At 48.6% G+C, this 25231-nt stretch carries 25 protein-coding genes; 12 read left to right on the top strand and 13 right to left on the bottom strand.

Translation table 11 applies throughout. The annotated features are described in order from the left end of the window. Positions 1 to 31 precede the first annotated feature (31 nt). Both yegQ and ACQ661_RS07685 read left to right on the top strand, forming a co-directional pair. On the top strand, positions 32 to 1375 hold the full coding sequence (gene yegQ / locus ACQ661_RS07690; RefSeq protein WP_153826321.1) for a tRNA 5-hydroxyuridine modification protein YegQ: 1344 nt from the start codon (positions 32 to 34) through the stop codon (positions 1373 to 1375). Then, complete coding sequence (locus ACQ661_RS07685; RefSeq protein ID WP_153826299.1) at positions 1359 to 1553, top strand: YfhL family 4Fe-4S dicluster ferredoxin; 195 nt, start codon at positions 1359 to 1361, stop codon at positions 1551 to 1553. Before yegQ ends, ACQ661_RS07685 begins: the two co-directional genes overlap by 17 nt. A gap of 61 nt (positions 1554 to 1614) precedes the next feature. Here the strand turns inward: ACQ661_RS07685 and ACQ661_RS07680 are convergent, their stop codons facing one another. Continuing rightward, positions 1615 to 2463: a LysR family transcriptional regulator gene (locus ACQ661_RS07680; RefSeq protein ID WP_110076465.1), complete on the bottom strand. Its 849-nt coding sequence runs from the start codon at positions 2461 to 2463 to the stop codon at positions 1615 to 1617. 190 nt (positions 2464 to 2653) lie between these two features. Between ACQ661_RS07680 and ACQ661_RS07675 the strand changes: the two genes are divergently transcribed. The 3 genes from ACQ661_RS07675 to ACQ661_RS07665 are packed head-to-tail and all read left to right on the top strand — an operon-like array spanning position 2654 to position 7125. Further along, positions 2654 to 3829 carry an acyl-CoA dehydrogenase gene (locus ACQ661_RS07675; protein WP_110076466.1) on the top strand — a complete coding sequence of 392 codons (1176 nt, stop codon included), beginning with the start codon at positions 2654 to 2656 and terminating at the stop codon, positions 3827 to 3829. A 43-nt stretch (positions 3830 to 3872) separates the two neighbouring features. Then, entirely contained in the window at positions 3873 to 6095 is a 2223-nt protein-coding gene (locus ACQ661_RS07670) for a thiamine pyrophosphate-dependent enzyme (protein ID WP_313932918.1), read from the top strand. Further along, positions 6088 to 7125 (top strand): malonyl CoA-ACP transacylase, encoded by a 1038-nt coding sequence (locus ACQ661_RS07665; protein WP_431668087.1) that lies wholly within the window; start codon positions 6088 to 6090, stop codon positions 7123 to 7125. The genes ACQ661_RS07670 and ACQ661_RS07665 overlap by 8 nt, the downstream gene beginning before the upstream one ends. Here the strand turns inward: ACQ661_RS07665 and ACQ661_RS07660 are convergent. Both ACQ661_RS07660 and ACQ661_RS07655 read right to left on the bottom strand, forming a co-directional pair. Continuing rightward, positions 7085 to 7900 (bottom strand): mechanosensitive ion channel family protein, encoded by an 816-nt coding sequence (locus ACQ661_RS07660; RefSeq protein ID WP_110076468.1) that lies wholly within the window; start codon positions 7898 to 7900, stop codon positions 7085 to 7087. The genes ACQ661_RS07665 and ACQ661_RS07660 overlap by 41 nt on opposite strands. 45 nt (positions 7901 to 7945) lie before the next feature. Beyond that, the gene (locus ACQ661_RS07655; RefSeq protein WP_153826303.1) at positions 7946 to 8929 is read right to left on the bottom strand and encodes a hypothetical protein; all 984 of its coding nucleotides are present in this window, start codon (positions 8927 to 8929) and stop codon (positions 7946 to 7948) included. Between the two features lie 184 nt (positions 8930 to 9113). On the opposite strand from ACQ661_RS07655, the gene ACQ661_RS07650 reads away from it, so the two are divergent. Then, on the top strand, positions 9114 to 9740 hold the full coding sequence (locus ACQ661_RS07650; RefSeq protein WP_153826304.1) for a LysE family translocator: 627 nt from the start codon (positions 9114 to 9116) through the stop codon (positions 9738 to 9740). Here the strand turns inward: ACQ661_RS07650 and recQ are convergent, their stop codons facing one another. After that, complete coding sequence (gene recQ / locus ACQ661_RS07645) at positions 9741 to 11558, bottom strand: DNA helicase RecQ (protein ID WP_228759483.1); 1818 nt, start codon at positions 11556 to 11558, stop codon at positions 9741 to 9743. It lies immediately after the preceding gene. A gap of 141 nt (positions 11559 to 11699) precedes the next feature. Here recQ and rarD point away from each other — a divergent pair, with 141 nt between their 5' ends. Next, complete coding sequence (gene rarD / locus ACQ661_RS07640; protein WP_431668086.1) at positions 11700 to 12599, top strand: EamA family transporter RarD; 900 nt, start codon at positions 11700 to 11702, stop codon at positions 12597 to 12599. On the opposite strand, the gene uvrD is transcribed toward rarD, so the two are convergent. The 7 genes from uvrD to lptM all read right to left on the bottom strand — a co-directional run bounded on the left by uvrD (position 12575) and on the right by lptM (position 19416). Beyond that, positions 12575 to 14773, bottom strand: a complete 2199-nt coding sequence (gene uvrD / locus ACQ661_RS07635; protein ID WP_431668085.1) for a DNA helicase II — start codon at positions 14771 to 14773, stop codon at positions 12575 to 12577. The two genes, rarD and uvrD, sit on opposite strands and share 25 nt — an antisense overlap. Before the next feature lie 104 nt (positions 14774 to 14877). After that, positions 14878 to 15594, bottom strand: coding sequence for an HAD-IA family hydrolase (locus ACQ661_RS07630; RefSeq protein WP_431668084.1), 717 nt, complete (start codon positions 15592 to 15594; stop codon positions 14878 to 14880). Between the two features lie 22 nt (positions 15595 to 15616). After that, a complete protein-coding gene (locus ACQ661_RS07625) occupies positions 15617 to 16516 on the bottom strand; it encodes a tyrosine recombinase XerC (protein WP_110076475.1) in 900 nt (299 codons plus the stop codon). Then, on the bottom strand, positions 16516 to 17220 hold the full coding sequence (locus ACQ661_RS07620; RefSeq protein ID WP_110076476.1) for a DUF484 family protein: 705 nt from the start codon (positions 17218 to 17220) through the stop codon (positions 16516 to 16518). The genes ACQ661_RS07625 and ACQ661_RS07620 overlap by 1 nt, the downstream gene beginning before the upstream one ends. Further along, positions 17217 to 18071 carry a diaminopimelate epimerase gene (gene dapF / locus ACQ661_RS07615; RefSeq protein ID WP_431668083.1) on the bottom strand — a complete coding sequence of 285 codons (855 nt, stop codon included), beginning with the start codon at positions 18069 to 18071 and terminating at the stop codon, positions 17217 to 17219. The genes ACQ661_RS07620 and dapF overlap by 4 nt, the downstream gene beginning before the upstream one ends. Then, positions 18035 to 19285: a diaminopimelate decarboxylase gene (gene lysA / locus ACQ661_RS07610; protein WP_153826308.1), complete on the bottom strand. Its 1251-nt coding sequence runs from the start codon at positions 19283 to 19285 to the stop codon at positions 18035 to 18037. The genes dapF and lysA overlap by 37 nt, the downstream gene beginning before the upstream one ends. Further along, positions 19282 to 19416 (bottom strand): LPS translocon maturation chaperone LptM, encoded by a 135-nt coding sequence (gene lptM / locus ACQ661_RS07605; RefSeq protein WP_418055313.1) that lies wholly within the window; start codon positions 19414 to 19416, stop codon positions 19282 to 19284. Before lptM ends, lysA begins: the two co-directional genes overlap by 4 nt. A gap of 108 nt (positions 19417 to 19524) precedes the next feature. On the opposite strand from lptM, the gene cyaY reads away from it, so the two are divergent. From cyaY to ACQ661_RS07580, 5 genes are read left to right on the top strand one after another with little or no spacing between them, the layout of a single operon-like run. After that, positions 19525 to 19848 carry an iron donor protein CyaY gene (gene cyaY, locus ACQ661_RS07600; protein WP_110076479.1) on the top strand — a complete coding sequence of 108 codons (324 nt, stop codon included), beginning with the start codon at positions 19525 to 19527 and terminating at the stop codon, positions 19846 to 19848. Between the two features lie 20 nt (positions 19849 to 19868). Continuing rightward, positions 19869 to 20810 (top strand): hydroxymethylbilane synthase, encoded by a 942-nt coding sequence (gene hemC / locus ACQ661_RS07595; RefSeq protein WP_153826309.1) that lies wholly within the window; start codon positions 19869 to 19871, stop codon positions 20808 to 20810. Next, positions 20807 to 21598, top strand: a complete 792-nt coding sequence (locus tag ACQ661_RS07590) for a uroporphyrinogen-III synthase (RefSeq protein WP_431668082.1) — start codon at positions 20807 to 20809, stop codon at positions 21596 to 21598. The genes hemC and ACQ661_RS07590 overlap by 4 nt, the downstream gene beginning before the upstream one ends. Continuing rightward, a complete protein-coding gene (locus tag ACQ661_RS07585) occupies positions 21595 to 22746 on the top strand; it encodes a uroporphyrinogen-III C-methyltransferase (protein WP_153826311.1) in 1152 nt (383 codons plus the stop codon). Before ACQ661_RS07590 ends, ACQ661_RS07585 begins: the two co-directional genes overlap by 4 nt. Next, complete coding sequence (locus tag ACQ661_RS07580) at positions 22743 to 23903, top strand: heme biosynthesis HemY N-terminal domain-containing protein (RefSeq protein ID WP_431668081.1); 1161 nt, start codon at positions 22743 to 22745, stop codon at positions 23901 to 23903. Before ACQ661_RS07585 ends, ACQ661_RS07580 begins: the two co-directional genes overlap by 4 nt. Before the next feature lie 55 nt (positions 23904 to 23958). Here the strand turns inward: ACQ661_RS07580 and ACQ661_RS07575 are convergent, their stop codons facing one another. After that, on the bottom strand, positions 23959 to 24534 hold the full coding sequence (locus ACQ661_RS07575) for a YceI family protein (RefSeq protein WP_313932908.1): 576 nt from the start codon (positions 24532 to 24534) through the stop codon (positions 23959 to 23961). Positions 24535 to 24553: 19 nt separating this feature from the next. Next, positions 24554 to 25099, bottom strand: coding sequence for a cytochrome b (locus ACQ661_RS07570; protein WP_431668080.1), 546 nt, complete (start codon positions 25097 to 25099; stop codon positions 24554 to 24556). Positions 25100 to 25231 lie beyond the last annotated feature (132 nt).

Here is a 25231-nt window from a genome sequence, read left to right as displayed (position 1 = left end):
CATGTACCTTGTAGTAAGAGCAATGACCATCATGACAAGCCCTGAACTTCTTTCGCCCGCTGGCAGCCTAAAAGCCATGCGTCTGGCCTTTGCCTATGGTGCCGATGCCGTTTATGCCGGCCAACCAAGATACAGTCTACGCGTGCGTAATAACGAGTTCGATCTCGCTAACCTTGCGCTCGGTATTGCTGAAGCACACGCCCTAAACAAGAAGTTCTATGTGGTAGTCAACATTGCTCCTCATAACGCTAAGCTTACCCGATTTGTAGAAGACATGGCGCCAGTGGTGGCGTTACAGCCGGATGCTTTGATCGTTTCAGACCCTGGCATCGTGATGCTGCTAAGAGAGCATTACCCGCACCAAGCATTACACCTAAGTGTACAAGCCAATACCGTCAACTGGGCGGCGGTTAAATTCTGGCAACAACAAGGCATTGAACGGGTCATTCTGTCTCGTGAACTCGAAGTACGCGAAATTGCCGAAATTAGGCAGCGCTGCCCCGAGATGGAAATTGAAGTTTTTGTGCACGGCGCATTGTGTATGGCCTATTCCGGCCGTTGCTTGCTGTCGGGCTATTTCAATAAACGAGACCCTAATCAAGGTGCTTGCACCAACTCGTGTCGCTGGCCCTACCAAGTGCATGATGCTGAAGAAGATGCCGTTGGTCAGTTTAATCCGATTGATAAGCCGGTATTATTAACTGAGCCCCAGCGCCCGGGCGAATACATGCTGATGGATGAGGATATTCACGGCACCTACATTATGAATTCAAAAGATTTACGGGGTATCGAGCATGTCGAGGCACTCACCCACATGGGAGTGCATTCGTTGAAAATCGAAGGCCGTACCAAGTCGCCTTATTATGTAGCTCGTACTGCACAAATTTATCGCCAAGCTATCGATGATGCTGTTGCTGGTAAGCCTTTTAACCGGGCGTTACTTAACGAGCTAGATGGCATGGCCAACCGCGGCTTTACCGAAGGCTTTTTACGCCGCCATGTACCCAGTGATACCCAAAATTACGACACCAGTCATAGCTTAGGTGAGCAGCTATTAGTGGGTGAGATTATCCGTAGTAGTGGCACCCAAGCTTATGTCGAGGTGAAAAATGCATTTGCGTTGGGCGACACTATCATCTTGATGAAGCCTTCTGGCAATATCCAATTTACCTTGTCCAGCATGCAAGATAATCAGGGCATTGATTTGGTTCGCGCCGCGGGTGCCGGTCGTCAAGTTACGATTGATTTGCCATGTGCGTTAAGCGAAGCAGATGCTCCATTTGCGATGCTTATCAAAGTTGCTGCGGTTAAACCCCAGCAGACGATTCCTGTTGTTGATCTCAATGTGGAGGTTAAAGATGCCGGTGCTCATTGAAAGTGACTGCATTAACTGTGACATGTGTGTACCCGAGTGCCCTAACGAAGCCATCGCTATGGGCCCAGAACATTATGTGGTTGATGTTGAAAAATGTACTGAATGCGAAGGCTTTTATGATGAGCCAGCCTGCATTCCAGTCTGCCCCATAGAATGCATGGTGCTGGTGCCTAATTAGCCTGGCTCTAGCACCGGTCAAAATGGCAACCTCTCGGTTGCCATTTTATCTTGGTTGGTGCTTATTGTAGGTCGTGACTGCGTTGCTGGCATAAAGTGCGCAGCCATTCTAAAGCCGGTTGTCCTGATTTAGAGCGTGGATAAGCTAAACCAATAGTGCGCTGTAATGTTAAACCTTGCAGCGGTCGTAAAATCACATCCTGACGTTCACGTAACGCCTCAAAATCTGGCACTAGTGCTACTCCAACACCTGCAGAAACCAATCCTAATGCATATTCAATGGTGTGAATGTCTGCTCGAATATCCGGTTGGATGCCATTTCTTATCAACTCTGGATACAACTGTGACCACGCATCGCATGGGGTGCGCTTAATGAGTGCCAGTTGATCAAAATCAGCCAAATCTAAGGAGCTTTTTAACCCCAGCGGGTGTCCGGCAGGTAACGCCACCAAAAAGTTATCAGTCCAAATGGGTAGAAATTGCTCGCCCGCTTTCAGCATTTTGGGTGTGATAATACGAGCATCCCCTTCGTCTTCTGGTTCAACAAGATGCAACTCTAAACCCTCAACCCCGGCACTGAACTCTCTTAATAGCTGGCTCATTCGTTCTACCCCAAGCGCGCGAATTAAGCCTAAACGAAACTGAACGCGCTTCACGCTTTGCCGAAAAGACGCACGCAAAGATTGCATCTGACTAAGCATACGCCCGGCATGACCATATAAACGCTCACCATCCTCAGTGGGGGTGACACCTCGTGATTGCCGCGCAAATAACGCAACGCCTAGTTCATCCTCTAGTTGTTGTAAGGCTTTTGAGAGACTCGGCTGAGCCACATTACAAACCCGCGCAGCGGCGCTAATACTGCCATTTTCATAGACAGCCACAAAATAATTGAGTTGGCGCAAATCCATAGTTATTAACTATACCTGATGTAGATTTTATATGATTTAACTTTACAGCAAACCGGAGTAAAGTGAAGCCTATGAAATAAGAACAAGAGCGATATTAGCTATTAAACATGAGCTATTGATTGATAGCACAGCTCTAATATCCAATATCTAATAGCTATTATCCAATTTGCATTAATACAGAGGATTCTCCATGGCACGTTTTCCTTTTGACTGGCAAGACCCGTTTCAATTTTCTAGCATGCTGACTGAAGAAGAACGCATGATTCGCGATACTGCTCACCAATATTGTCAAGAGCGCCTTATGCCGCGGGTACTGACAGCTAATCGCGAAGAACGGTTTGACCGCGAGATTATGAACGAACTAGGCGAGTTAGGTTTGCTCGGTGCTACTTTGCCAGAAAAGTACGGTTGCGCTGAAGTTAACTACGTTTGTTATGGTCTTATTGCCCGCGAAGTAGAACGCGTCGATAGCGGCTATCGTAGCGCGATGAGCGTACAATCGAGTTTGGTCATGCACCCGATTTATGCTTACGGAACCGAACAACAACGAATGAAGTACTTACCCAAGCTCGCCAGTGGAGAGTGGGTCGGTTGTTTTGGTTTAACTGAGCCAGACGCGGGTTCAGATCCGGCTAGCATGCGCACTACTGCCAAGAAAATTGATGGCGGTTATGTGCTTAAAGGCAGCAAGATGTGGATCACGAACTCCCCTATCGCAGATGTCTTTGTGGTATGGGCCAAGTTAGATGGTGAGATTCGCGGCTTTGTTTTAGAAAAAGGTATGAAAGGCCTTTCTGCACCCAAAATAGAAGGTAAATTCTCACTGCGCGCCTCCATCACTGGTGAAATTGTGATGGATAATGTGGAGGTTGGCGAAGATGCCTTACTACCAAATGTAAGCGGCCTCAAAGGGCCTTTCGGGTGTCTCAACAAAGCTCGCTATGGGATTGCATGGGGGAGTTTAGGTGCCGCTGAATTCTGTTGGCACGCAGCGCGCCAATACACCCTAGACCGACATCAGTTTAATCGTCCACTTGCAGCTACCCAGCTGATTCAGAAGAAACTGGCCGATATGCAAACTGAAATTAGTATTGGTCTGTTGTCCTGCCTGCAAGCTGGCCGTTTGATGGATTTAGATCAGCTGCCGCCAGAAACTATCTCGCTCATCAAGCGTAACTCTTGTGGCAAGGCATTAGATATTGCCCGGGTTGCTCGTGATATGCATGGCGGCAATGGTATTGCTGATGAATACCATGTGATTCGTCACGTGATGAACTTAGAAGCTGTTAATACCTACGAAGGTACGCACGATGTGCATGCGTTAATTCTTGGCCGCGCCCAAACTGGGTTACAAGCGTTCGCTTAACCAACTCATTCAAGCTAGCCATAGTAACGCGTAGGAGAATTGCATGTCGACCTCAGAGACCATGCCACGGGCTGCTATGCACCCCTGGCTCTCGGAACTGTTGCAGCGCATTGAGCAGGGCCAACTGCCACAGGCGCACGCCGCTGGTGGTGTGTTGAGTGACGCCGAGCTGTATGATTTATTTGATTCGCAGCTTAGTAGTCGTTTATTAGATTTACAGTCTCGCTTAATGCAAGCTGCCGGCCAGAGCTTCTATACCATTGGTAGCGCCGGCCACGAAGGCAATGCTGCCGTTGCGAAAGCTTTGCGGGTTACCGACCCGGCCTTTTTACATTATCGCAGCGGCGCGTTTTTCATTCAGCGCGCCAAGCAAGCACCGGGCTCCACTCCGTTGTACGACATGCTACTCAGCTTTGCCGCAGCCGCTGATGAACCTATTGCTGGCGGTCGTCATAAAGTGCTTGGCAGTTTGCATCTCAACGTACCACCGCAAACAAGTACCATCGCATCGCATGTGCCAAAGGCGATGGGTACCGCTTTTGCATTAGGCTTGAGTAAACGCTTAGCGCACCAAGGCACTTGGCCTCATGATGCTATCGCGGTTTGCAGTTTTGGGGATGCCTCAGCAAATCATTCCACCGCTTTAGGTGCGATCAATTCAGCCAGTTGGGCCGCTTATCAACAAATTCCGATGCCTCTGCTACTGGTCTGTGAGGACAATGGCTTGGGGATTTCCACCCACACTCCCAGAGGATGGATTCAGCAACAGTTAAGTCAGCGCCCAGCCCTTAAATATTTCAGTGCTGATGGCAGTAATCTTGCCGAGACTTATTTGGTGGCTCAGGCCGCGGCCGATTACGTACGCAATAAGCGCAAACCTGCCATCTTGCATTTACGCACGGTACGCTTGTTTGGGCATGCGGGCGCAGATGCCGAAGTTGCTTATCGCAGTAAGCAAGAAATTGCGCTAGACAATGAACGAGACCCGTTACTGCATAGCTGTGCCGCGATACTTAGTCGAGGATTACTCGATCCGCATCAACTCGGTGCATTTATTCAAACGCAGCAACAACGTATTGCACGTATTGCGGTGCAAGCAAGCCAACGGCCTAAACTCAATTCTGCCGCTGAAGTGATGGCCAGCATCGTGCCTCCAGCACGGTCGCAAGCGCTGCCAAAACCAGCGCCAGCCGAACAACGCCAAGCGCTATTTCAGTGGGACAAGCACAATGTCGGCAAGCCCCAGCATTTAGCTAAGCACATCAATTGGGCGTTACATGATTTAATGGCGCAATACTCTAATATCGTGATGTGCGGTGAAGATATCGCTAAAAAAGGCGGTGTTTACCACGTCACTCAGCATTTGATGGAAGCTTTTGGCCCCAATCGCGTCCTTAACACCGTGCTTGATGAACAAAGTATTCTCGGGTTGGCCATAGGTATGGCGCAACAAGGCTTTATTGCGATGCCAGAAATTCAATTTTTGGCTTATGTGCATAATGCTGAAGACCAAATTAGAGGCGAGGCCGCCACCTTATCTTTCTTCTCCAGTGGTCAGTATACCAACCCCATGGTGATCCGAATTGCTGGCTTAGCTTATCAACGCGGTTTTGGTGGTCATTTTCATAATGACAATTCGTTCGCGGTGTTTAGGGATATACCAGGGATCATCTTGCTGTGCCCGAGTCATGGTCGTGATGGCGCATTATTGATGCGACAAGCGGTGCAACTTGCAGCTCGTGAACAGCGAGTGGTGATCATGCTCGAACCTATTGCTCTGTATATGACGCGCGATCTACATCAAGTGGGTGATAACGGCTGGCTAAGTGATTATCCAGACCCGCAGCATCCTGTGCCAGAGTTAGGCGAGCCAGCCGTGTTTGGAGACGGTCTCGAGTTGGCTATTATTTCTTACGGCAACGGCTACTATCTAAGCCGTCAAGCTGAAGCCAAGCTAGCCGCAGCAGGGCACTCGGTTCGGGTTCTTGATCTAAGGTGCTTGGTGCCTCTGCACGTAGATAAAATCATAGCTGCACTAGCGGGCTGCAAAAAGGTGCTGATTGTGGATGAATGTCGTAGTCGCGGGTCATTAAGCGAAGAGTTATTCACAGCCCTGCACGAACATCAGCCAGGATACTTTCATATCCAGCGCCTTAACGCTGCTGACAGCTTTATCCCATTAGGTGCAGCAGCCTATACCGTATTGCCTTCGTGCACCGATATCGTGACTCAAGCCTTAGCTTTGCTGGAGCAACATCATGACTAACTCTCGCAAAACGGCAGTGGTTGTTTGCCCTGGCCGCGGTACCTACAACAAGCCAGAGCTTGGCTCTATTAGCAGCGCCTTACCTGCAGCTCTGCAACCTACCTTGGCGCAAATCGATCACACCCGCACCGATCTCAATCTAGCAACTGTCAGCGAATTAGACCAAGCGCCGTTGTTTAAAAGCTCGCTTCATCAGCGCCCGGAGCATGCGGCGGCACTGATTTATGCCGGTGGCTATTTAGATTACCAAGCACTTAACACCGAGCAGTTTGACGTTGTGGCTATCACCGGTAATTCAATGGGCTGGTACACCGCCATGGCCTGCGCCGAAAGCTGGAACATAAATACCAGCACACGCTTAGTAACTCGCATGGCGCAGTTAACTGCTGGCGGTGCTGGGGCGCAATTTATTTATCCTGTCGTCGATGAGCAGTGGCGACCTTGTGCCGCCAAGCAAGCAGCAGTAGCGCAGCAGTTAGAGCGTTTTGCCGGTGATTTAAAAATGTCGATAAAGTACGGCGGCTATGCCGTGTTAGCTGGTTCCGAGGCTGCTTGCAGTGCTGCTATGGCGGCTTTACCTCGATTAGATGAGCGCTTTCCTATGCTCTTACCAGGCCACGCCGCATTTCATACCCATTTTATGCAACAGGCATCGCAACAAGCTTTAGCTGAATGGCCAGCAGCGGGTTTTCATGCTCCACAAACGCCCTTGATTGATGGTCGCGGCCAGATCTGGCCTGCCCATGTAACTCATCAAGCGGCATTACAGCAATACACACTGGGGCACCAAGTCACCGAAGCCTACGATTTTAGCAAAGCGATACAAACGGCCGCGAAAGAATTTGCCCCTGACCACTTTATCCTGTTAGGCCCAGGCGCAGGGCTTGGTGGTGCTGTGGCGCAAGCACTCATCGAAATTAACTGGCAAGGTCTAGACAGCAAAGCCGAGTTTAGCGCACGCCAACAGGTGCCATTGCCCTACTTGTTATCTATGGGGTTACCTGAACAGCGTGCTCTGGTGACAGGTTAGCAAACTCAATATTTAACGCGCGTAGGCAAGCTTTGCCTCGCGCCGTTAAATCTGTCATGAACTGAAATTGCTGCCGCGGATCTATCGGATAAGCTTTTAAACGGTAGTGCGTGCCCCACGGCTTCTCAAGAATGATCACCACAATCGGTTGCTTCAGTTGCACATAAGGACTGGTCAGAGCGACATCTTCAAGCAGCTGTTTAACCTGATGCGCATCATGATTAGCGGCTAAATAAAAATCGGTGACCACCATCAGGCTGGGCCCGCCATTGTTAGCGTTATGGATTAGGCTATTCCATAATTTTAAATGAGGCACAAACACCACGGTATCATCTGGCGTCACCATCTCTACCGCACGCATACCAATGTGTTTTACTTCACCGTAAGTGCCGTCAACCTCAATCCAGTCGCCCGGACGATAAGGTAATTCATAAACTGCGACAATACCGGCAATTAAGCTACTCACGTAATCTTTAAGTGCAAACCCTATGGCGAGCCCAGCTGCGCCTAATATCGCCACCATGTTTTGTACGGTGGTTTCAATTACCATCGGCACTATCCACAAGGCCGCTAAGATGAAAACCACCACCCGAAGGGTTGGGATCATAGCTAAAACAAACAGCCGCTGCTTACCATGTAAATGGTCTGCTAACCAAGGTAAGAGGCGCTGGCTCAGCCAAATAATAGCCACTGCGACAGCAATCACTATCGCAATCTCTATCACAGCGGCACTCGTTACTGTTTTAAAGAGCCCCAGTATTTTATCGGTTTCCATGAGTTAGATTATCCTGTTCGACCCATTGCGGATGCTCGTTTGCACTTAAAACGCATCCATGAAATAACCACGACTGTTAAGAAAGTCACGCGCGGCTAAATAACCATAAACAGTAACTTCCCACTTACCTTGATTGCACTCGACCAGATCAGCTTGCTGTAATTGCAGTAGTTGAACATCCAGCTGGTCTGCCGCCAACGTAGGAAGGACGCTTTGTAAGGCTGCACCACTCAGACCGTTGTGAAGAAGCAGTGCATATAGAACAAAAGCACTGGCATCACCGCAATCAGCTGGCATCGCTGGTAAATCTTTAGCATCATCTTGTGTCACGGCCCATAAGGCTAGTGCTAACCCAACGTTTCCCATGGCTCGTGCTGCCAATGCGCGCAGTTGTTTACTCGGTGCCTGAATACCTACTTGCTGCAGCAACGCTTCTGTTGCGGCTGAAAAACAATACACCTGTGGCAAATGTACTGGCCAAGCACGCTGTAGAAAGGCAAAGCTCCAGCTATCACACACGACGATTCCCTTACCTAACTCGCCGCGCATTAACTTAGGTAGCAGGGCACGAATAAAAGCTAAGCCATTGGTTTGTCGCTGCCAATAATCAGCCAAATGATCAATCACCCACACGGGTGCTGCTTGCGGTTGCCACCAGGCCTCGATATCAACACCGGCAAAGAGTTCAGCCTCCGGCGCTTGTAAAACAGGTAACTGGTGACGTTCTGCCCACGCTCGACTAATTGCCGCGGTGCCACTAAAAGGTGGGCTCACCAAAAACTTCACCCCAGTGCCGTCACTAGCCAACCATTCTTGCCACGCCTCATCTAGCGCATCAGCGGCCGGAGCTAAGTCAAAATCACGGTAGCCAGGAAAGTCTTTTGCCTCAGATTCTTCTGTACCTTGCTCTGAGCTAGGAAAAAGATTGCGCAAGTGCTGCACCAGTTGCTCAATCCGTGTGCTTGCTGGAGCACTTGGTCGCTCAAATTCAGCAAGCTTAATAATCTGCCAATGATTGTCCTGGCTCATTTGGGTCCTTGTTCATCATGAGGGCTCAACTTTATAGTACCTCGCATGCGGTTGTCGTCAAGCTCACGTGAGAGGATGACGCTCGTGCAGCAAGAATAGTCTAAATTAGTGCTTGGGATCTTGGCTTTATTGGCAAACTACTATTAAATGACAGCATCATCCATGACTAGATTGCACTCGGACTATGTTTGAAATTTTCATCGCCGTCTTATTTTTTGCCTTTTCTACAACCATCACTCCCGGCCCAAATAATGTGATGATCATGTCTTCGGGCATGAACTATGGCATTAAAGCCAGTATGCCGCACTTTCTTGGCATTTGTTTTGGCTTCCCATTGATGGTGCTCTTAGTTGGGCTTGGCTTTGGGGTGATTTTTGATAAGTTCCCTAATCTGCACCAATTGATTAAAGTGCTAGGCGTGCTTTATCTCATTTGGTTAGCTTGGCATATTGCTAGTGCCGAGCCACAAGCTATCAAACGTGGTGAGAAAAAACCTTTCAGTTTTTGGCAGGCTGTGTTGTTTCAATGGGTTAATGCGAAAGCTTGGGTGATGGCCACCGGTGCCGTTGCAGCCTTTACTACGGTACAAGGCTCTCCGTTCATGGAAGTATTAGCTATTACTTTGGCGTTTTTATTGATGGCGTTTCCCTGCGTGGGTATTTGGCTGGTCTTTGGTTCGCTCTTACGTAAAGTGCTGACCAACCCGCTGATGCAACGTCTGTTCAATATCACTATGGCGCTTATCTTAGTGCTTTCTGTGGTGCCTGTGATATTAGAGTTGTGGCATTTTTATATGGCGCCAGCCGCCTAACTAAAAGCGACTGATAGGTTCATCATCAGCATCTAGATAGGCGGTAATGGCAGCAATAAACTCATCGCCATAGCGCTCTAGCTTCTTATGACCCACCCCACTTATGTTGAGCATAGCGCCAGCCGTGGTGGGGTATTCTATCGCCATTTCGACCAAGCTATTATCATTAAAGACCATATAAGGTGCCAACCCTTCGGTATCAGCAATCGTTTTACGAAGTGCGCGTAAGCGTCGGAACAAGACTTTGTCATAATCGCCTCTATCAGCCACTCGTGGCTTACTCGTGGCCAAGTTGATTCTTGGTTCAGCTAATTGTAGGGCAATTTCACCACGTAAAACGGGACGTGCAGCTTCAGTGAGTTGTAGCACGCCATACTGTTGCACGTTCTGGACTAATAAACCTCGATGCACCAGTTGTCGAATAATAGCTTGCCAGTACTCTTGGCTATGCTCGGCACCTATACCGTAGGTAGAGAGCTTATCATGCCCAAGATCCATCAACCGCTGTGACTTGCTTCCACGTAGTACGTCTATCACATGAGTAGAACCAAAGCTTTGCTGCACTCGATAAACACACGAAAGTACCTTTTGTGCGTCCACTGTCCCATCGTATTGACGTGGTGGATCTAAACAAATATCACAGTTATTGCAGGGCTTATCACGGTATTCGTTAAAGTAATTTAGCAGCACCAAGCGCCGACAAGTTTGTGCTTCGGCCATGGCTTGCATGGCGAGGAATTTATGAGTCTCTACCCGCTTGCGATCTTCATCCGGATGATCATTAATCACTGAGCGAATCCAGCCCGCATCACTTGGTGCATACAACAGCATTGCTTCAGCGGGTAAGCCATCACGTCCGGCTCGTCCGGTTTCTTGATAATAACCCTCGACACTGCGCGGTATGTCAAAGTGCACGACAAACCGCACGTTGGGTTTATTGATACCCATACCGAAAGCTACGGTTGCCACAACCACATCAATGTCGTCACGCACAAACCCACGTAGCACCCGTTCGCGTTCATCATGGTCCATGCGAGCGTGATAGCCTGCTGCACGCAAACCGTCTCGCTGCAACATCTCAGCTAGCTCTTCTACTTTTTTGCGGCTGCCACAGTAAACAATGCCTGAAGCGCCTTTTTGCTGTGCAATATAGTCGCGTACCTGCTTGAAAGGCTTGAATTTTTCTTCCACTAAGTAGCGAATGTTAGGGCGGTCAAACGAGCCTTTGTACACTTCCGGCTGGTTTAACCGAAGGCGCGAAATGATGTCTGCCTCGGTGGCGGCATCGGCGGTGGCTGTAAGTGCCATAAATGGCACTTGTGGTAGAGCTTCTCTTAATTGCCCCAACTGGCCATATTCGGGACGGAAATCGTGCCCCCACTGGGAGATACAATGAGCCTCGTCGATGGCTACAAAGGCGACTTGCCATTCTTGCAACCGTTTAATAAAAAAGGGCTGCATCACGCGCTCAGGGCTTACATATAAAAGCTTGATCCGTTGCTGCTGTAGCTGTTGATAAATCTCTGCATTTTGCTCAGGGGTGAGGCTGTTATTCAACGCGGCTGCCGCCACACCCATTGCGTGAAGGGCCTCAACTTGGTCTTGCATCAGTGAAATTAACGGCGAAATAACAACCGTCAACCCTTCCGCAGCCAGCGCTGGCAATTGATAGCACAGCGATTTACCGCCCCCAGTGGGCATCAGCACTAAAGCATCATGCCCCTCTTGCACCGCCTGCATCACTTGCGCTTGGCCCTCGCGAAATTTGGTGTAACCAAACACTTCGGCAAGAAGTTGTGACAGCGTAGAAGATGACAAAATAAAGGCCCCAATTGACGGCAATGAACGATAGCTCTATTGTATGCATCCCTGTCGCTGAACACTACCGGCACAGGCCTTTTTCCGTGATATTCCGCCACCATCTGATTAAAAATCGCACGAATGTGAGATCCGACCATAATGACTGAGACCACCCAACGTAGCCGCCAGGGCGTGCTATTTGCTATTGCTGCTTATACCATGTGGGGCATTGCACCGGTTTACTTCAAAGCCCTCGAGAGTGTGCCGGCGATAGAAATTGTTAGCCATCGTATTATTTGGTCATTTGTTCTGGTGTTAGCGCTTATTCTGCTCTTGCGTCGTGGTGGCCGGCTCAAACCCGTGTTACAGAATCGCAAGCACATGTTGCGTCTTACTGTCGCGACCTTTTTACTGGGCGGTAATTGGTTTCTTTTTATCTGGGCGATCAACAACGACCACATTTTAGATGCCAGCTTAGGTTATTACATTAACCCATTGCTTAATGTGGCTATCGGCATGGCGTTTTTTGCCGAACGGATGCGGCGCTTACAGCTGGTAGCGATAGGGTTAGCTTTTACTGGGGTGTTTATTCAAGTGGTATCGTTTGGTTCGGTACCTTGGGTGGCTCTTATCTTAGCGGGTAGTTTTGCTATTTACGGTGCTATTCGTAAGCGCCTTCCGATAGATTCTATTACTGGGCTGTGGCTAGAGACTGTGATCTTGTTACCTATCGTACTGGTTTATATGCTCTTTTTCGCTCAATCAGATAACGTGAACATGCTCGACAATAGCTGGCAAATCAACAGTCTACTGGTAGCGGCAGGAGTGGTAACTACCGCGCCGCTGCTCTGTTTTACGGCAGCAGCACAGCGGATCCGCTATTCCACTTTAGGCTTTTTTCAATACATAGGGCCAAGCCTGATGTTTATTCTCGCTGTCTGGGTTTATCACGAGCCGTTAGCGTCAGATAAACTGGTCACCTTTGGCATTATTTGGGCTGCACTGGCGCTGTATAGTTTTGACTCACTGGTACATCAACACCGCTCTAAACGAGCATAGGCAGTCATTAACCATTTGGAGCCTACGCCATCAAAGTTAATTTGAATGCGGCTTTGGGCTCCTACGCCTTCGTAATTAAGCACGGTACCCTCACCAAATTTAGGATGTCGTACGCGCTGTCCTAGCTCATAGCCCGTTTGCTCAAAGGTCTCATGGCTGGCGCCACTATGAAAGCGGCCAAGTGCAGGGCTGTGATGCTGAGTTCGGCTTTGTAAGCGAACATGGTGGAGGGTTTCGGGAGGCATCTCACCCACAAAACGGCTTACTTTATGAAAGAACTCTTGCCCATAAATACGTCGCTGTTCAGCATAGCTAATCACTAATTTTTGCATCGCGCGGGTCATGCCAACGTACATAAGCCGACGCTCTTCAGCTAATCGTCCGCTTTCATCCAAAGACTGCTGCGATGGAAATAGGCCTTCTTCTACACCCACCATAAACACCAACGGAAACTCTAAGCCCTTAGCGCTATGCAGGGTCATTAATTGCACTGCATCTTGATGTTCTTCCGCTTGCTCATCGCCTGATTCAAGGGCTGCATGAGCCAAAAAACTATTCAGCGGCGTCATATTTTCATCGTTGTTTTGCTCATCAAAAGCATGGAAATTATCGCAGGCATTCACTAACTCTTTTAAGTTTTCGACCCGCGTTTCAGCTTTTTCACCTTTCTCAGCTTGATACATCGCCATCAAACCGGAACTTTTGATAATAGTATCGACCTGTCGTCCTAACGGAAAGTCACTGACATCGTCTTCTAATCGATCGATTAAATCTAAAAACGCTTGAACGGAATTACCGGCGCGACCACTGAGAATCTTCTCCTGCACCAATTGCTTGGCCGCATCCCACATGGTGGTTCCACGAGCTCGGGCCCCATCACGAATAATGGCCAGAGTTCTATCGCCGATACCTCGCGTGGGAGTGTTGATCACGCGCTCTAGTGCCGCATCATCGTTGCGACTGGCTAACAGCCGCAAATAAGCCAGCGCATCTTTGACTTCTTGTCTATCAAAGAATCGCAAGCCGCCATAAATTCGGTAGGGAATACGCGCATGCAATAAAGCTTCTTCAATTACCCGTGATTGCGCATTACTACGATACAAAATCGCGACATCTTGCAGGGCATGGCCTTGTTCATGCCACTGCTCGATTTGTCCGGCAACATAGCGTGCTTCGTCCATCTCATTAAAAGCGGCATAAAGATCTATCGCATCACCACTTCCGTCTTCGGTCCATAATTCTTTACCTAAGCGATCGTTATTGTTGGCAATCACTTGGTTGGCAGCCTGGAGAATATTATTGGACGAACGGTAGTTTTGTTCTAAGCGGATGGTTAGTACATTTGGATAGTCCCGCAAAAACTGCTGAATATTTTCTACTTTCGCACCCCGCCAGCCATAAATAGACTGATCATCGTCACCGACAATGGTGACATAATTGGTAGCTTCAGCGCTGTTACTAACCCCTGAGAGTAACTTAATCCATGCGTATTGAATCGAGTTGGTGTCTTGAAACTCGTCCACTAAAATATGTCGAAAGCGGCGCTGATAGTGCTCCCGGACAATAGCGTTGTCGCGCAGCAGTTCATGCGCTCGCAATAATAGCTCGGCAAAATCCACCAGCCCCGCGCGGTCACAAGCTATTTGATATTCTTCATAGATTTCTTTAAAGGTGCGCTCATTAAAATCAAAGCCATCCAAATGGTGCGGACGTAATCCTTCGTCCTTCTTGGCATTGATAAACCACTGAGCTTGTTTAGCTGGCCAACGTTTTTCATCTAAGTTTTTATTTTTAATGATACGTTTAAGCAATCGTTGCTGGTCATCGCTATCAAGAATCTGGAAATTTTGCGGCAGCTTAGCGTCCATAAAGTGAGCGCGTAAAAGACGATGAGCTAGCCCGTGGAAGGTTCCGATCCACATAGCGCGTACAGAATTACCTAAAATCTGCTCAATCCGTCCACGCATTTCTGCGGCTGCTTTATTGGTGAAAGTAACGGCCATGATGCTATGGGGCGATACCCGCTGCTCTTGCAGCAACCAAGCGATTCGGTGTACCAGCACCCGGGTTTTACCGCTCCCCGCGCCAGCAAGAACTAGCATGTGCCGCTCATGCGCAGCTACTGCTTGTTGTTGCTTGTCATTAAGTTGGGCGAGTAAAGGGTGCTGAGTCATAAAGTTATCCGAGCTTAGGTATCTATTAAAATGAAAATTACTGGCGCTTGCGGCAGTTTAGTTTTCTAATACTGTATATGCAACCAGTTATTTAGCGAAGCAACTTACTTTAATAAATGCTGCGCTAGGTCTTCAAGGCGCTGATAAGCAAGCGTTGGCAGCACTCGCAAATGCTCAGCTTGACCAAGCCCACCGGTAAACCAGGCACTTTGCCAACCCGCTCGGTGCGCCCCTAAAACATCGGCGTAGGGGCTATCACCAACGTGCAACCACTGCTGCGGATGTAGTTCTGGAAACTGTCTAGCGGCGGCCTCAAACATGTCGGTAAATGGTTTTCCGCGTAGCTCTGCATTAGGTTGTAGTATCAATTGAAAATAAGGAGCTAGGCCGATCTCTGTCACATTCACGTTACCATTGCTTATCGCAATTACGGGTAACTTGGCACTCAATTGTGCCAGTAACTGATGTACTTGGGGATCAATTTCAACCAAATTACGATACCGCATAAACTCGGCCATCGCTGCAGTAGCACCCGCTTCTGCTTCTGCACTTGGCACGCCAAAGTGCGCCAGCCCCGCGGCTAGAGCAGTTAGTCTAAGTTGGGTCATATCGCTGGCTAAACGAACATCGCGTTGCATGATTTGTTGGCGTAATTGAGCCCAGTCGTGCGGCTGCCAGGTAGCTGTTTGAGGGAATTCACGTACCACATAATCTCGAACGGCTTGCTCGGCGCGTTGCATCACTGGCACGTTGTTATAGAGGGTATCATCCAGATCAAAACTAGCTGCTGCAACAGGTAACAGTCGTCGATAAAACTGCATTATTTATTCCTTACTTGAATGACTACTTTTTGCGGGCGCGCGGGTGGGCTCCGTCATAGACCTTGGCTAAATGCTGAAAATCCAAATGGGTATAAACCTGAGTTGTACTTAAGTTTGCGTGCCCTAGTAATTCTTGCACAGCACGTAAGTCACCACTTGATTCTAACATATGCGACGCAAACGAATGACGCAGCTTATGCGGATGCAATGAGCCTTTTAGTCCTTGCTGTTCGCCCCAATAGTTCAAGCGCTGCTGCACTGTCCGCGGGCTCATTCGTGTTTGCCGCTGGGTAACAAACAGAGCAAGCTCAGTTAAGTTGCCTTGCAGCCACTGTGTCCGTACCGGCAACCAGCGCTCAAGTGCAGCTGCGGCGCAGCGTCCGTAAGGCACAATCCGAGTTTTACTCCCTTTACCAAAGACCCGCAGCTCACGATGGCGCGGATTAATGGCATCAACATCTAGTGCCACCAACTCAGCTAAACGAATGCCACTGGAGTACAGCAGTTCCATAATGGCAGCATCACGCAGCGCCAAAGGCTCATTTTGTGGTAGTTGCAATAACTGACTAATGCTGTCGATATCAAGGTTCTTTGGCAGTCGCTTGGCCGCACGAGGAGCTTTCAGTTGTTTGGCCGGGTTATCCTGTAGTTCACCTTCGCGAAGCAAATAATCACAAAAAGTACGCCACGCGGCTAACCGTAAAGCTAGCGATGCATCACCAAGCCCTCGGCGACGCCAGCTAATGAATAACCGCTCTAATACTGGTAATTGCAGTTGTTGTGCTTGCTCAATCCGTTGCTCAGCCAAACTATTGAGGTCTTCCACCAAAATGCGGTCGTAACTATTGAGCGTATGTTGAGCTAATCCGCGCTCGCCGGCTAAGTGATGAATAAACCGATGTTTGAGCGCACTGAGTTGCATTATTCCTGGCCCGGTTGCGTTTGGTGCTGTAGTAAAGGCGGCAGCAATTTACTCAATAAATGGCGTAATTGATTAATCAACACCGCATCCATGGTTGGCTGAAAATGGCTGGCATCTTGATTGCCTATAGCCAGCATGCCTAATTCGCCTTGTTCACCCAAGAGCAGTAGCGCCACTGAAGCAATGGCTTGCTCAGGAAACAGCAACCGTTGCTCACTTTCAGTGAGGCGACCTAAGTACAAGTTAGTGTCATTAAAACGCTTACTTAGTAACTGTTTGTGAGTGTCAGCAATAAAAGTGAATTGCTCTGGTAGGGGCAGTGGGCTGGCGAAGAATTTCAAGCTCACTGCCGGCATGTTGAGCTGCTCGGCAAAGGTAGCCTGTAGACAATTCATGATATCGGCCAAGCTGTGACAATCGAGTAAAGCAATATACAGCTCGCTGTAGATATTAAAGAGTTGCTCATTGCGTTTAGCCGTGATCATCAATTCGGTAATATCATCTTCGAGCTGACCAACTCGCTGCCGCAATACTTGTTGCTGACGCTCAACCAGGCTTACGGTACCTTGTTGCTCATGGCGTAGCCGCATGTGCTGCAGCAACTGCGGATGACGCTCAAAAAAATCTGGATTTTCAGCCAAATATTCAGCGATCAGCGTATCATCCACTAATGTTTTCGGATCCTTGATTAACTCACCTGTCATAGCTTTAAATATCCATCATAAATATGTTCCGCGGGGCCCGTCATACGTACGGTCTGACCTGACTGCCAGCGAATTGAGAGGCTACCACCTGGTAACTCAACTGTAACCTGTTCATCTAATTTGCCTTGACGCATACCAATCACGGCGGCGGCACAAGCACCACTGCCACAAGCTTGAGTTTCGCCAACGCCGCGCTCAAACACGCGCAAACGCACACGATCACGAGCGATTATCTGCATAAAGCCCACATTCACACCTTCTGGAAAGCGCTCATGGGTTGCCAGCGCCTGACCCAGCGTTGCTACCGGGGCGGTTTGTACGTTATCCACCTCAATAACTGCGTGCGGGTTACCTATGCCCATCACCCCACACAAAATCGTTTGGTCTTGCTCGCGTAGAATGTAGGTTAGCTCTTCTTTATTCGCTTTAAAGGGAACCTCAGCTGGCGCAAATTGTGGTAAGCCCATCTCTACGGTGATACGCCCATCACGCTCATGATGCAAGACCATGCGGCCGGCTTTGGTGCTTACTTTCAGATGGTTTTTGTGGCTCAATCCTTTCATTTTTACAAACAGCGCAAAACAACGAGCGCCATTACCGCATTGGGATACTTCAGTTCCATCGGCATTAAAGATTCGGTAATGAAAATCTAAATCCGGATCGTACGGTGGCTCAACTAAGAGCATTTGGTCAAAACCCACACCGCGGTGTCTATCGGCCCAATGTCTGATATTTTCTGGGTTGATATAAATATTCTGGGTGACATTATCAATCACCATAAAATCATTACCCAAACCATGCATTTTGGAGAAATTCATCGAGACTCCTCCACCAGCTGTTCGCCCTGCCATAGCTGCTCTAAAGGCTCGCGCGCACGAATTAAATGGGCACGATCACCATCCACCAGCACTTCAGCTGCACGCGGACGAGAGTTGTAATTGGAGCTCATAGTAAAGCCATAAGCACCGGCATTTAAGACAGCTAAGACATCCCCCTCAACTGCGGCAATATGACGAGCGTGGCCAAGAAAATCACCGGTCTCACAAACCGGCCCAACCACATCCACGATACTGGGTTCAGCATCACTTTGGCGAACCGGGATGATGTCATGATAGGCCTGGTACAGCGCGGGGCGGAGTAAATCATTCATTCCCGCATCAACCAATAAGAAATTCTTATCCAAACCTGGTTTATTAAATTCAACCCGAGTTAGCATAACGCCAGCGTTACCAACAATCGCTCGACCTGGCTCTAACATCAGTGTCAAATCGGTCACATCTTGAGCTTTTTGCTGCAACTTAAGTAAGTAATCACTTACATCCATCGGCTGTTCATGGTTGTAGGATATGCCCATACCACCGCCCATATCTAAGTGCCGAATATGAATGCCTTCACTACGTAACTGGCGAATTAAATCGAGCATGATGTCAGCGGCATCAAGAAATGGACTGGCTTTTAAAATTTGCGAGCCGATGTGACAATCCAAGCCTTTTAAATCAAGATTCTTTAGGCTTGCCGCATGCCGTGCCAAAGCGACCGCATCCGTCATGGCAATACCAAACTTATTGGTTTTTAGCCCCGTTGATATATAAGGATGGGTTTGCGCATCCACGTCCGGATTAATCCTCAGACTGACCGGAGCCACCTTATCCAGCGCCGCGGCGACATCATTCAAACGTTCTAATTCTGCCGCCGATTCCACGTTAAAACAGTAGATGCCTTGCTCTAGAGCATAGCGCATTTCTGCCCGCGTTTTTGCGACGCCAGAAAAAACGACGCTATCAGCGCGTCCACCTGCAGCCAATACGCGCGCGAGCTCACCACCTGAGACTATGTCAAAACCTGCGCCCAGTTTGGCCAGTTGATTAAGAATAGCCAAGTTGCTGTTAGCCTTAACCGCATAACAGAGTCGGTGAGGTGCCGGCCAGACCTTAGCGAATTGCTGCCAATTAGCCAGCAACTGAGCTTTGGAATAAACAAACAATGGCGTACCAAAACGTTCAGCCAGCTCATTGAGCGGACACTGTTCCGCATGTAATTGCTGCTGCAGGTAATCAAAACTCATTGGCTTTTATCCTGTAGCAAAGCTGTGGTTACTGGTGTTTGATTAGGCTCAGCCGGTGGCGGTAGTTCAAGCGGACCTTTTTGTCCGCAGGCGACCAACGTCAGCGATCCTGCTACAATGATCAGACGCATTACTTTCAGATTAAACATCGGTAAACTGTACCTACTTTATTTGGGTCATAAATCGTATGGTGTCTATCATCGCATTGAGACGCACAAATGTCATTATTAGGAGTGGACATGCAAGAGCACGACTATCATGAATTAGCAGAAGCTACTATTTTAGCTATTGAAGAGGCTGTTGAAGCCTGCCACGTAGACATAGATACTGAATCGGGCGGAGATATTCTGGAGCTGACGTTTCCTAATAACACGAAAATGGTGATTAATAAGCAGCCACCCCTACAGCAGTTGTGGGTTGCAACCAAATTTAATGGTCATCATTTTGAGTATCGTGATGGTGTCTGGATTGATAACCGGACGGGTGCTGAATTGTGGCAATTATTGAGTGAAGCAGCCAGCAAGCAAGCTGAAACTGACGTGACACTAGCTCCATTAAGCTAATCAGGATGTGGGGATAAAGGATGAGTGAGACACTACGTATTGCTACACGTAAAAGCATGCTGGCAATGTGGCAAGCAGAACACATTAAAGCACGTTTAGAGGCCCTGCACGAAGGGCTCACGGTTGAGTTATTACCTATGAGCACCCGCGGTGATGTGATTTTAGATACACCGCTGGCCAAAATTGGTGGTAAAGGCCTCTTCGTCAAAGAACTTGAAGTGGCGATGTTAGAAGGCCATGCTGATTTAGCTGTGCATTCTATGAAGGATTTACCGGTGGAGTTTCCACCAGGGCTTGAGCTCTTTGGTATTTGTGAGCGCGAAGATCCGCGAGATGCCTTTGTCTCAAATACCTATGCAAGCCTTGATCAGCTTCCTGAAGGAGCCGTGGTCGGCACCTGCAGCTTGCGCCGCAAATGCCAAGTATTGGCACAGTTTCCTCACTTGGTTGTCAAAGACTTACGTGGCAATGTGCAGACCCGCTTGAACAAACTTGATGAAGGCCAATTTGATGCCATTATTTTAGCCGCATCAGGGCTTATCCGGCTGGAGCTACAACATCGTATTAGCCAGCGAATTCCGGCAGAAACCTGTTTACCCGCTAATGGCCAAGGCGTGTTAGGCATTGAATGCCGTAGTGATGATGCTCGTACCAAAGAACTTTTAGCGCCCTTAACCTGCCCCGACACTCGTAGTTGCGTGTTAGCAGAACGGGCGATGAATCGACGCCTACAAGGTGGTTGCCAAGTACCTATCGGTGCCTATGCTGAGTTGCATGGCGACGAACTGCATTTACGGGGTTTGGTGGGGCGTCCTGATGGTAGCGAGATCATTGAAGGCGACATTCGCGGTCTGCGTGATGATGCCGAGCAATTAGGCATTGAACTAGCGGAATATTTGTTATCCCGCGGTGCTGATGTCATCCTGAAAGATGTCTACGCTGAGAACGAGCTACATTCATGAATCATAAGCTACTTATTTTACGCCCTGACGAGCAATCCAAACCTGTGCAAATGCGCTTACAGCAACAAGCTAAACAGCTCGAGCTAGGCGACTTGCAGACAGAATGCTTTAGCATGGTGAAAATTAGTAGCTATGACGACCCCAACAGCAGTTACGTGCAACTATTGGCTGAACCTTGGGATGCCGGGTTGATGGTTAGCGTAAATGCTGCCCGCTATTTTGCAGAACAAAAACAAGCATGGGCTGCCGATGTCCCGGTGCCGATGGCTCGCTGGTTTGCCGTTGGCCCGACTAGTGCCGCAGCTATTGCAGCAACCGTTGGCCGACCTGTTACTTGTCCATGGCGGCAACACAATAGTGATGCTTTACTAGAGTTGCCGGAGCTACAGCAGGTGGCTGGCCAACGCTGGTTGCTAGTACGCGGACATGGTGGCCGCGAGGTCTTTGCGGAGACCTTACGCGCACGAGGTGCCGACGTACACTATTTGGAAGTTTATCAACGCACTCCCGTAGCTATTAAACCGCAGCTTATTACCCAGTGGCAAACTCAGGTACAGGGCATTATGGTCACCAGTGCCGAGCAGCTCGATTATTTTCTTACTGCGATGCCCAGCTCTGCATCAACTTGGTTAGCCCAATGTTATTGGGTTGTCGCTAGTGAGCGGTTAGCACGCATGCTACCTGCTCCCTACCAACGAGCATGTGTAGTTGCTGATAGCGCTACTCCCTTTGCTCTCACTCAGGCTTGGGTAAAAGCCATTAAGAACCAACAGGATACCATTCTATGACGCCAACCAAATCAACCAAGGATACCGATGCGGTAGCTGAAATTGATAGTCCTACCGATATCGATAACCCTACCGAGACCACCACACCTACGAGTAAGCCGCGGCGCGGTGGTATGGGCTGGTTGGTCGCAGTGCTGGTGCTTGCAGCCGCAGGAGCTGCACTCTGGTATGGTTATCAGGTGGTCGTGCTTAAACAAGCACAGCAACTGCATGAGTTAACTCGCCAATATTCCACACTAGAGCAACAGTTTAGCCAGTTACAGCAAGATCTAAAATCCCAAAATGATACCTTTAAAGCCACTGTTGACGAGCAGATCCAACAATCCAATCGCGGGCTACAACGAGTTCTTAACGAACAAGCCGACCTCTTAGAAAGTAACCAAATGGCCGTTCGTTCTGTGCAAGCCGAACTAGCGCAACTGGATATCACTCAGCAATCAAGCTGGCGAATTTTTGAAGCACGGGCGCTAGCGGAACGCGCCGCAAGTAAGTTGTGGATAGAACAAGATATTGCTGCTGCAGTTGAGTTATTAAAGCTCGCCGATTCGCACCTGCGAGCATTGAGTAATCCCGCTCATCAAGCGGTTCGTCAAGCCTTAGCAGATGATATTTTGCGCTTAAGCTCACTGCCAGCGCAACAAAGCGAAAGCATCACGCTCACGCTAGGAAGTTTACGCAATCAACTACAGCATAGTCACTGGTATCAGCAGCCTACAGCTGGTGTTAGCAATTCTGGGAACGATGCCACTGCCAGTGGCTGGCAACGCTTTAAACAAAGTTTCACGGCACTTATGGATAAGTTAATTCGGGTGCAACGTCGTGATACCCCGGTGCAGCCTTTAATTGCCGATACCTATTTTACCGCCAGCAAAGAGCGCGTGTTACTGCAGCTGCAACTAGCCCAGCAGGCTGCTCTGAGCGGCTCGCAGCAGGTTTTTGAGCAGGCCCTAGCCACTGCAATCGAGCAACTCACAACTATCACCGAGATCAGCGATAATGCCGACATTGAGCCTATCCTCGAGCAATTGATGACCTTACAAGAAGCCAAATTGCAGCCTGAGCTACCAGCTCAGTTACCTGCTGTTGCTCTCCTTTCCCGATTAGCTGAGCAATATGCCGTAGGGCAAACCGCTGAGGAGGAGTTATGAGGTTTGCGCTAACGCTGATTATTTTATTGATTGCAGGGTTATTGATAGGCCCTCTGTGGTCAGGCAACACCGGTTACATTCTGATCAGCTTGGGTCAATGGACCATCGAGACCAGTATCGTTGCGGCCGTTATTATCCTAACCTTATTGATTTTAGTGCTACGGCTACTTTTAGCTGGCATTCGCCGGGTCATTCGCGGTACCAGCTGGGGTATGAGTTGGTTTGGTAGACGCCGTGAAGCCAAAGCTGGTGACGCCTATACTGACGCCCTTGAAGCACTGCTACAAGGCGACTATGTGCTAGCTTCACGCAACATCAATCGTTGTTATCAGCTTGGCAAAGATCAGCAAGATGCCTTATTAGCAGCATACATCGCAGCCCAATTAGGTGATTTAAACCAAGCCCAAGACTGGCTCAATAAGACTGGCCGTACCGATGATTTGCGCTTAGCGGAGATGTTATTTTCTTTACGGGCAGATCCTGCTAATGCAAGTAGTCGAATAACCGAGCTAGCCGGTTTATTGAAGCAGTATCCTCATCACCCGCAGCTCGTTAAGTTAGCGATTTTGAGTTACCGCAACTTACATAAGTACCGTGAAATTTCTGATTTATTGCCAACTGCAGCACAATTAAATTTGTTCAGCGCTACCGAATTTGCGGAGCTTACTGAGCAAACATACTTAGCCTTGATGCTAGCCGCAGCGAAGTTAAGCTTACCTTCATTACGCCAATATTGGCAAAGCTTAAGCAAAGAACAACGTGCCACCACAGCGATCAGGACGGCTTACTTACAGACACTGATTAAGCTCGAACAAAGCACTGCTGCCGATAAAATAGCTGCTCGTGGGTTAAAACGTGGACAGTTAGAATTAGCGGACTTACTGCAGCGTCAGTTATTGGTTGCCGGCACAGAATTACGGGAATGGTTACAACAGCAATTAAAACAACATCCCGATGACGCGCTGCTGTTGCAAGCTTTAGGTCAGATGGCCTACCTCAGCAAAGACTACTCGTTAGCACAACGGGCATTGCGTAAAGCTACTGAATTAGCACCATCGCAGCGAGTATGGTTCGATCTGGCTCAAACCTATGATGCCTTAGGCGATACCAACGCTGCTTTACGTGCCTATCGCGAAGGGCTACAGCACTCATCTTAAGCACTGCATCATTGAATGAAAGGGCAGTTGTTACTGCCCTTTTTTGTCATTGCTATTATTTACGAATACCTTCAATCGACAAATAGATTTCTACGGTTTCAGATGCTGGACCCAAATCATAGTCCATACCAAAATCCGCTGGAGTAATTGTCACCGCCCCTTCAAACCCGCGACGGAATCCGCCCCAAGGGTCTTGCCCAGCGCCAATTTCTGTCACATCAATTGAAATGGGTTTAGTGGTACCGTGCAAAGTAAAGTTACCCTTCAAAACACCGGTACCGTCGCCATTAGCAGTGTAGCTCGTTGACTCAAACTTAGCTTGCGGGTATTTACCAACGTTAAAGAAGTCAGCGCTGCGTAAATGCTTGTCACGCTCGGCGTGATTACTGTCTAAGCTTGCCACGTCAATAGTTACATTAACTTTGGCTGCACTAGGGTTGGCCTCGTCGTAACTGAAGGTTCCTTCAAAATCGTTGAACCGACCGAGCAACCAGCTGTAGCCTAAGTGGCTAACCTTAAATTGTACGAATGCATGAGCACCGCCCGTATCAATCACATAGTCTTCGGCTTGCACCGGAGCTGCTGCTAAAAAAGTAGCTGACATAATCGTGGCTAACAAAAGTTTTTTCATGATAAATCTCCGTTATTAATTAATCTTTTAATGGTCGCAGCATGCGCTTTAGGGTTTCATCTTTATAAATAAAGTGATGCCTTAAGCCTGCTAGACCATGTCCAATCGCTATAATCACAAGACTCAGTGCGGCATACCAGTGCACCTGTCCAGCGATGTCTTCTTGCTGCGGAATGGAGGTGATCAAGGCTGGTACTTCAAACCAATCAAACACCGAGATTCCACGCCCATCCGCCGTTGAAATGAGGTAACCACTGATCATGGTGATAAACAACAATGCATAAATCAGTGCGTGTCCTAACTTGGCACCTACTTGCTCAAACGTCTTGCCAATAGCTGTGGGTCTTGGTTGCGTAAGTTTCCAGGTCAGCCTAAAGATGGTGAGCAATAACAACGTCATGCCAAATGATTTATGCCACCATGGGCCTAATCGATACCAGGCATCGTAGTAGCCCAGTGTTAACATCCAATAGCCTAAGCCGAATAAGGCAAAAACCATCATAGCTGTTAACCAATGCATGATAATTGCCACCCAGCCGTAGCTACGTATTGAGTTCTTGAGCATAGTCAGTCTCCAAGTTACATCTGTTATTTTAGTCTCATTTATTGAAATTAATATCGGCAATTATAGACTGTTTAATTCTATTTTTTAGAAAGGTTTGTGTGATGGGTAGCCGGCAGCCGTTCGCGATCTTTT

The organism is Pseudidiomarina sp. WS423, from assembly GCF_050750165.1.
Classification (GTDB): Bacteria; Pseudomonadota; Gammaproteobacteria; order Enterobacterales; family Alteromonadaceae; genus Pseudidiomarina; species Pseudidiomarina fusca.
This window is presented reverse-complemented; position numbering and strand designations above follow the sequence as displayed.

Coding starts and splice junctions, on each gene's coding strand:
- yegQ (WP_153826321.1), top strand. CDS start 32: ATGACAAGCCCTGAACTTCTTTCGCCCGCTGGCAGCCTAAAAGCCATG.
- ACQ661_RS07685 (WP_153826299.1), top strand. CDS start 1,359: ATGCCGGTGCTCATTGAAAGTGACTGCATTAACTGTGACATGTGTGTA.
- ACQ661_RS07680 (WP_110076465.1), bottom strand. CDS start 2,463: ATGGATTTGCGCCAACTCAATTATTTTGTGGCTGTCTATGAAAATGGC.
- ACQ661_RS07675 (WP_110076466.1), top strand. CDS start 2,654: ATGGCACGTTTTCCTTTTGACTGGCAAGACCCGTTTCAATTTTCTAGC.
- ACQ661_RS07670 (WP_313932918.1), top strand. CDS start 3,873: ATGTCGACCTCAGAGACCATGCCACGGGCTGCTATGCACCCCTGGCTC.
- ACQ661_RS07665 (WP_431668087.1), top strand. CDS start 6,088: ATGACTAACTCTCGCAAAACGGCAGTGGTTGTTTGCCCTGGCCGCGGT.
- ACQ661_RS07660 (WP_110076468.1), bottom strand. CDS start 7,900: ATGGAAACCGATAAAATACTGGGGCTCTTTAAAACAGTAACGAGTGCC.
- ACQ661_RS07655 (WP_153826303.1), bottom strand. CDS start 8,929: ATGAGCCAGGACAATCATTGGCAGATTATTAAGCTTGCTGAATTTGAG.
- ACQ661_RS07650 (WP_153826304.1), top strand. CDS start 9,114: ATGTTTGAAATTTTCATCGCCGTCTTATTTTTTGCCTTTTCTACAACC.
- rarD (WP_431668086.1), top strand. CDS start 11,700: ATGACTGAGACCACCCAACGTAGCCGCCAGGGCGTGCTATTTGCTATT.
- uvrD (WP_431668085.1), bottom strand. CDS start 14,773: ATGACTCAGCACCCTTTACTCGCCCAACTTAATGACAAGCAACAACAA.
- ACQ661_RS07630 (WP_431668084.1), bottom strand. CDS start 15,594: ATGCAGTTTTATCGACGACTGTTACCTGTTGCAGCAGCTAGTTTTGAT.
- ACQ661_RS07625 (WP_110076475.1), bottom strand. CDS start 16,516: ATGCAACTCAGTGCGCTCAAACATCGGTTTATTCATCACTTAGCCGGC.
- ACQ661_RS07620 (WP_110076476.1), bottom strand. CDS start 17,220: ATGACAGGTGAGTTAATCAAGGATCCGAAAACATTAGTGGATGATACG.
- dapF (WP_431668083.1), bottom strand. CDS start 18,071: ATGGCAGGGCGAACAGCTGGTGGAGGAGTCTCGATGAATTTCTCCAAA.
- lysA (WP_153826308.1), bottom strand. CDS start 19,285: ATGAGTTTTGATTACCTGCAGCAGCAATTACATGCGGAACAGTGTCCG.
- lptM (WP_418055313.1), bottom strand. CDS start 19,416: ATGCGTCTGATCATTGTAGCAGGATCGCTGACGTTGGTCGCCTGCGGA.
- cyaY (WP_110076479.1), top strand. CDS start 19,525: ATGCAAGAGCACGACTATCATGAATTAGCAGAAGCTACTATTTTAGCT.
- hemC (WP_153826309.1), top strand. CDS start 19,869: ATGAGTGAGACACTACGTATTGCTACACGTAAAAGCATGCTGGCAATG.
- ACQ661_RS07590 (WP_431668082.1), top strand. CDS start 20,807: ATGAATCATAAGCTACTTATTTTACGCCCTGACGAGCAATCCAAACCT.
- ACQ661_RS07585 (WP_153826311.1), top strand. CDS start 21,595: ATGACGCCAACCAAATCAACCAAGGATACCGATGCGGTAGCTGAAATT.
- ACQ661_RS07580 (WP_431668081.1), top strand. CDS start 22,743: ATGAGGTTTGCGCTAACGCTGATTATTTTATTGATTGCAGGGTTATTG.
- ACQ661_RS07575 (WP_313932908.1), bottom strand. CDS start 24,534: ATGAAAAAACTTTTGTTAGCCACGATTATGTCAGCTACTTTTTTAGCA.
- ACQ661_RS07570 (WP_431668080.1), bottom strand. CDS start 25,099: ATGCTCAAGAACTCAATACGTAGCTACGGCTGGGTGGCAATTATCATG.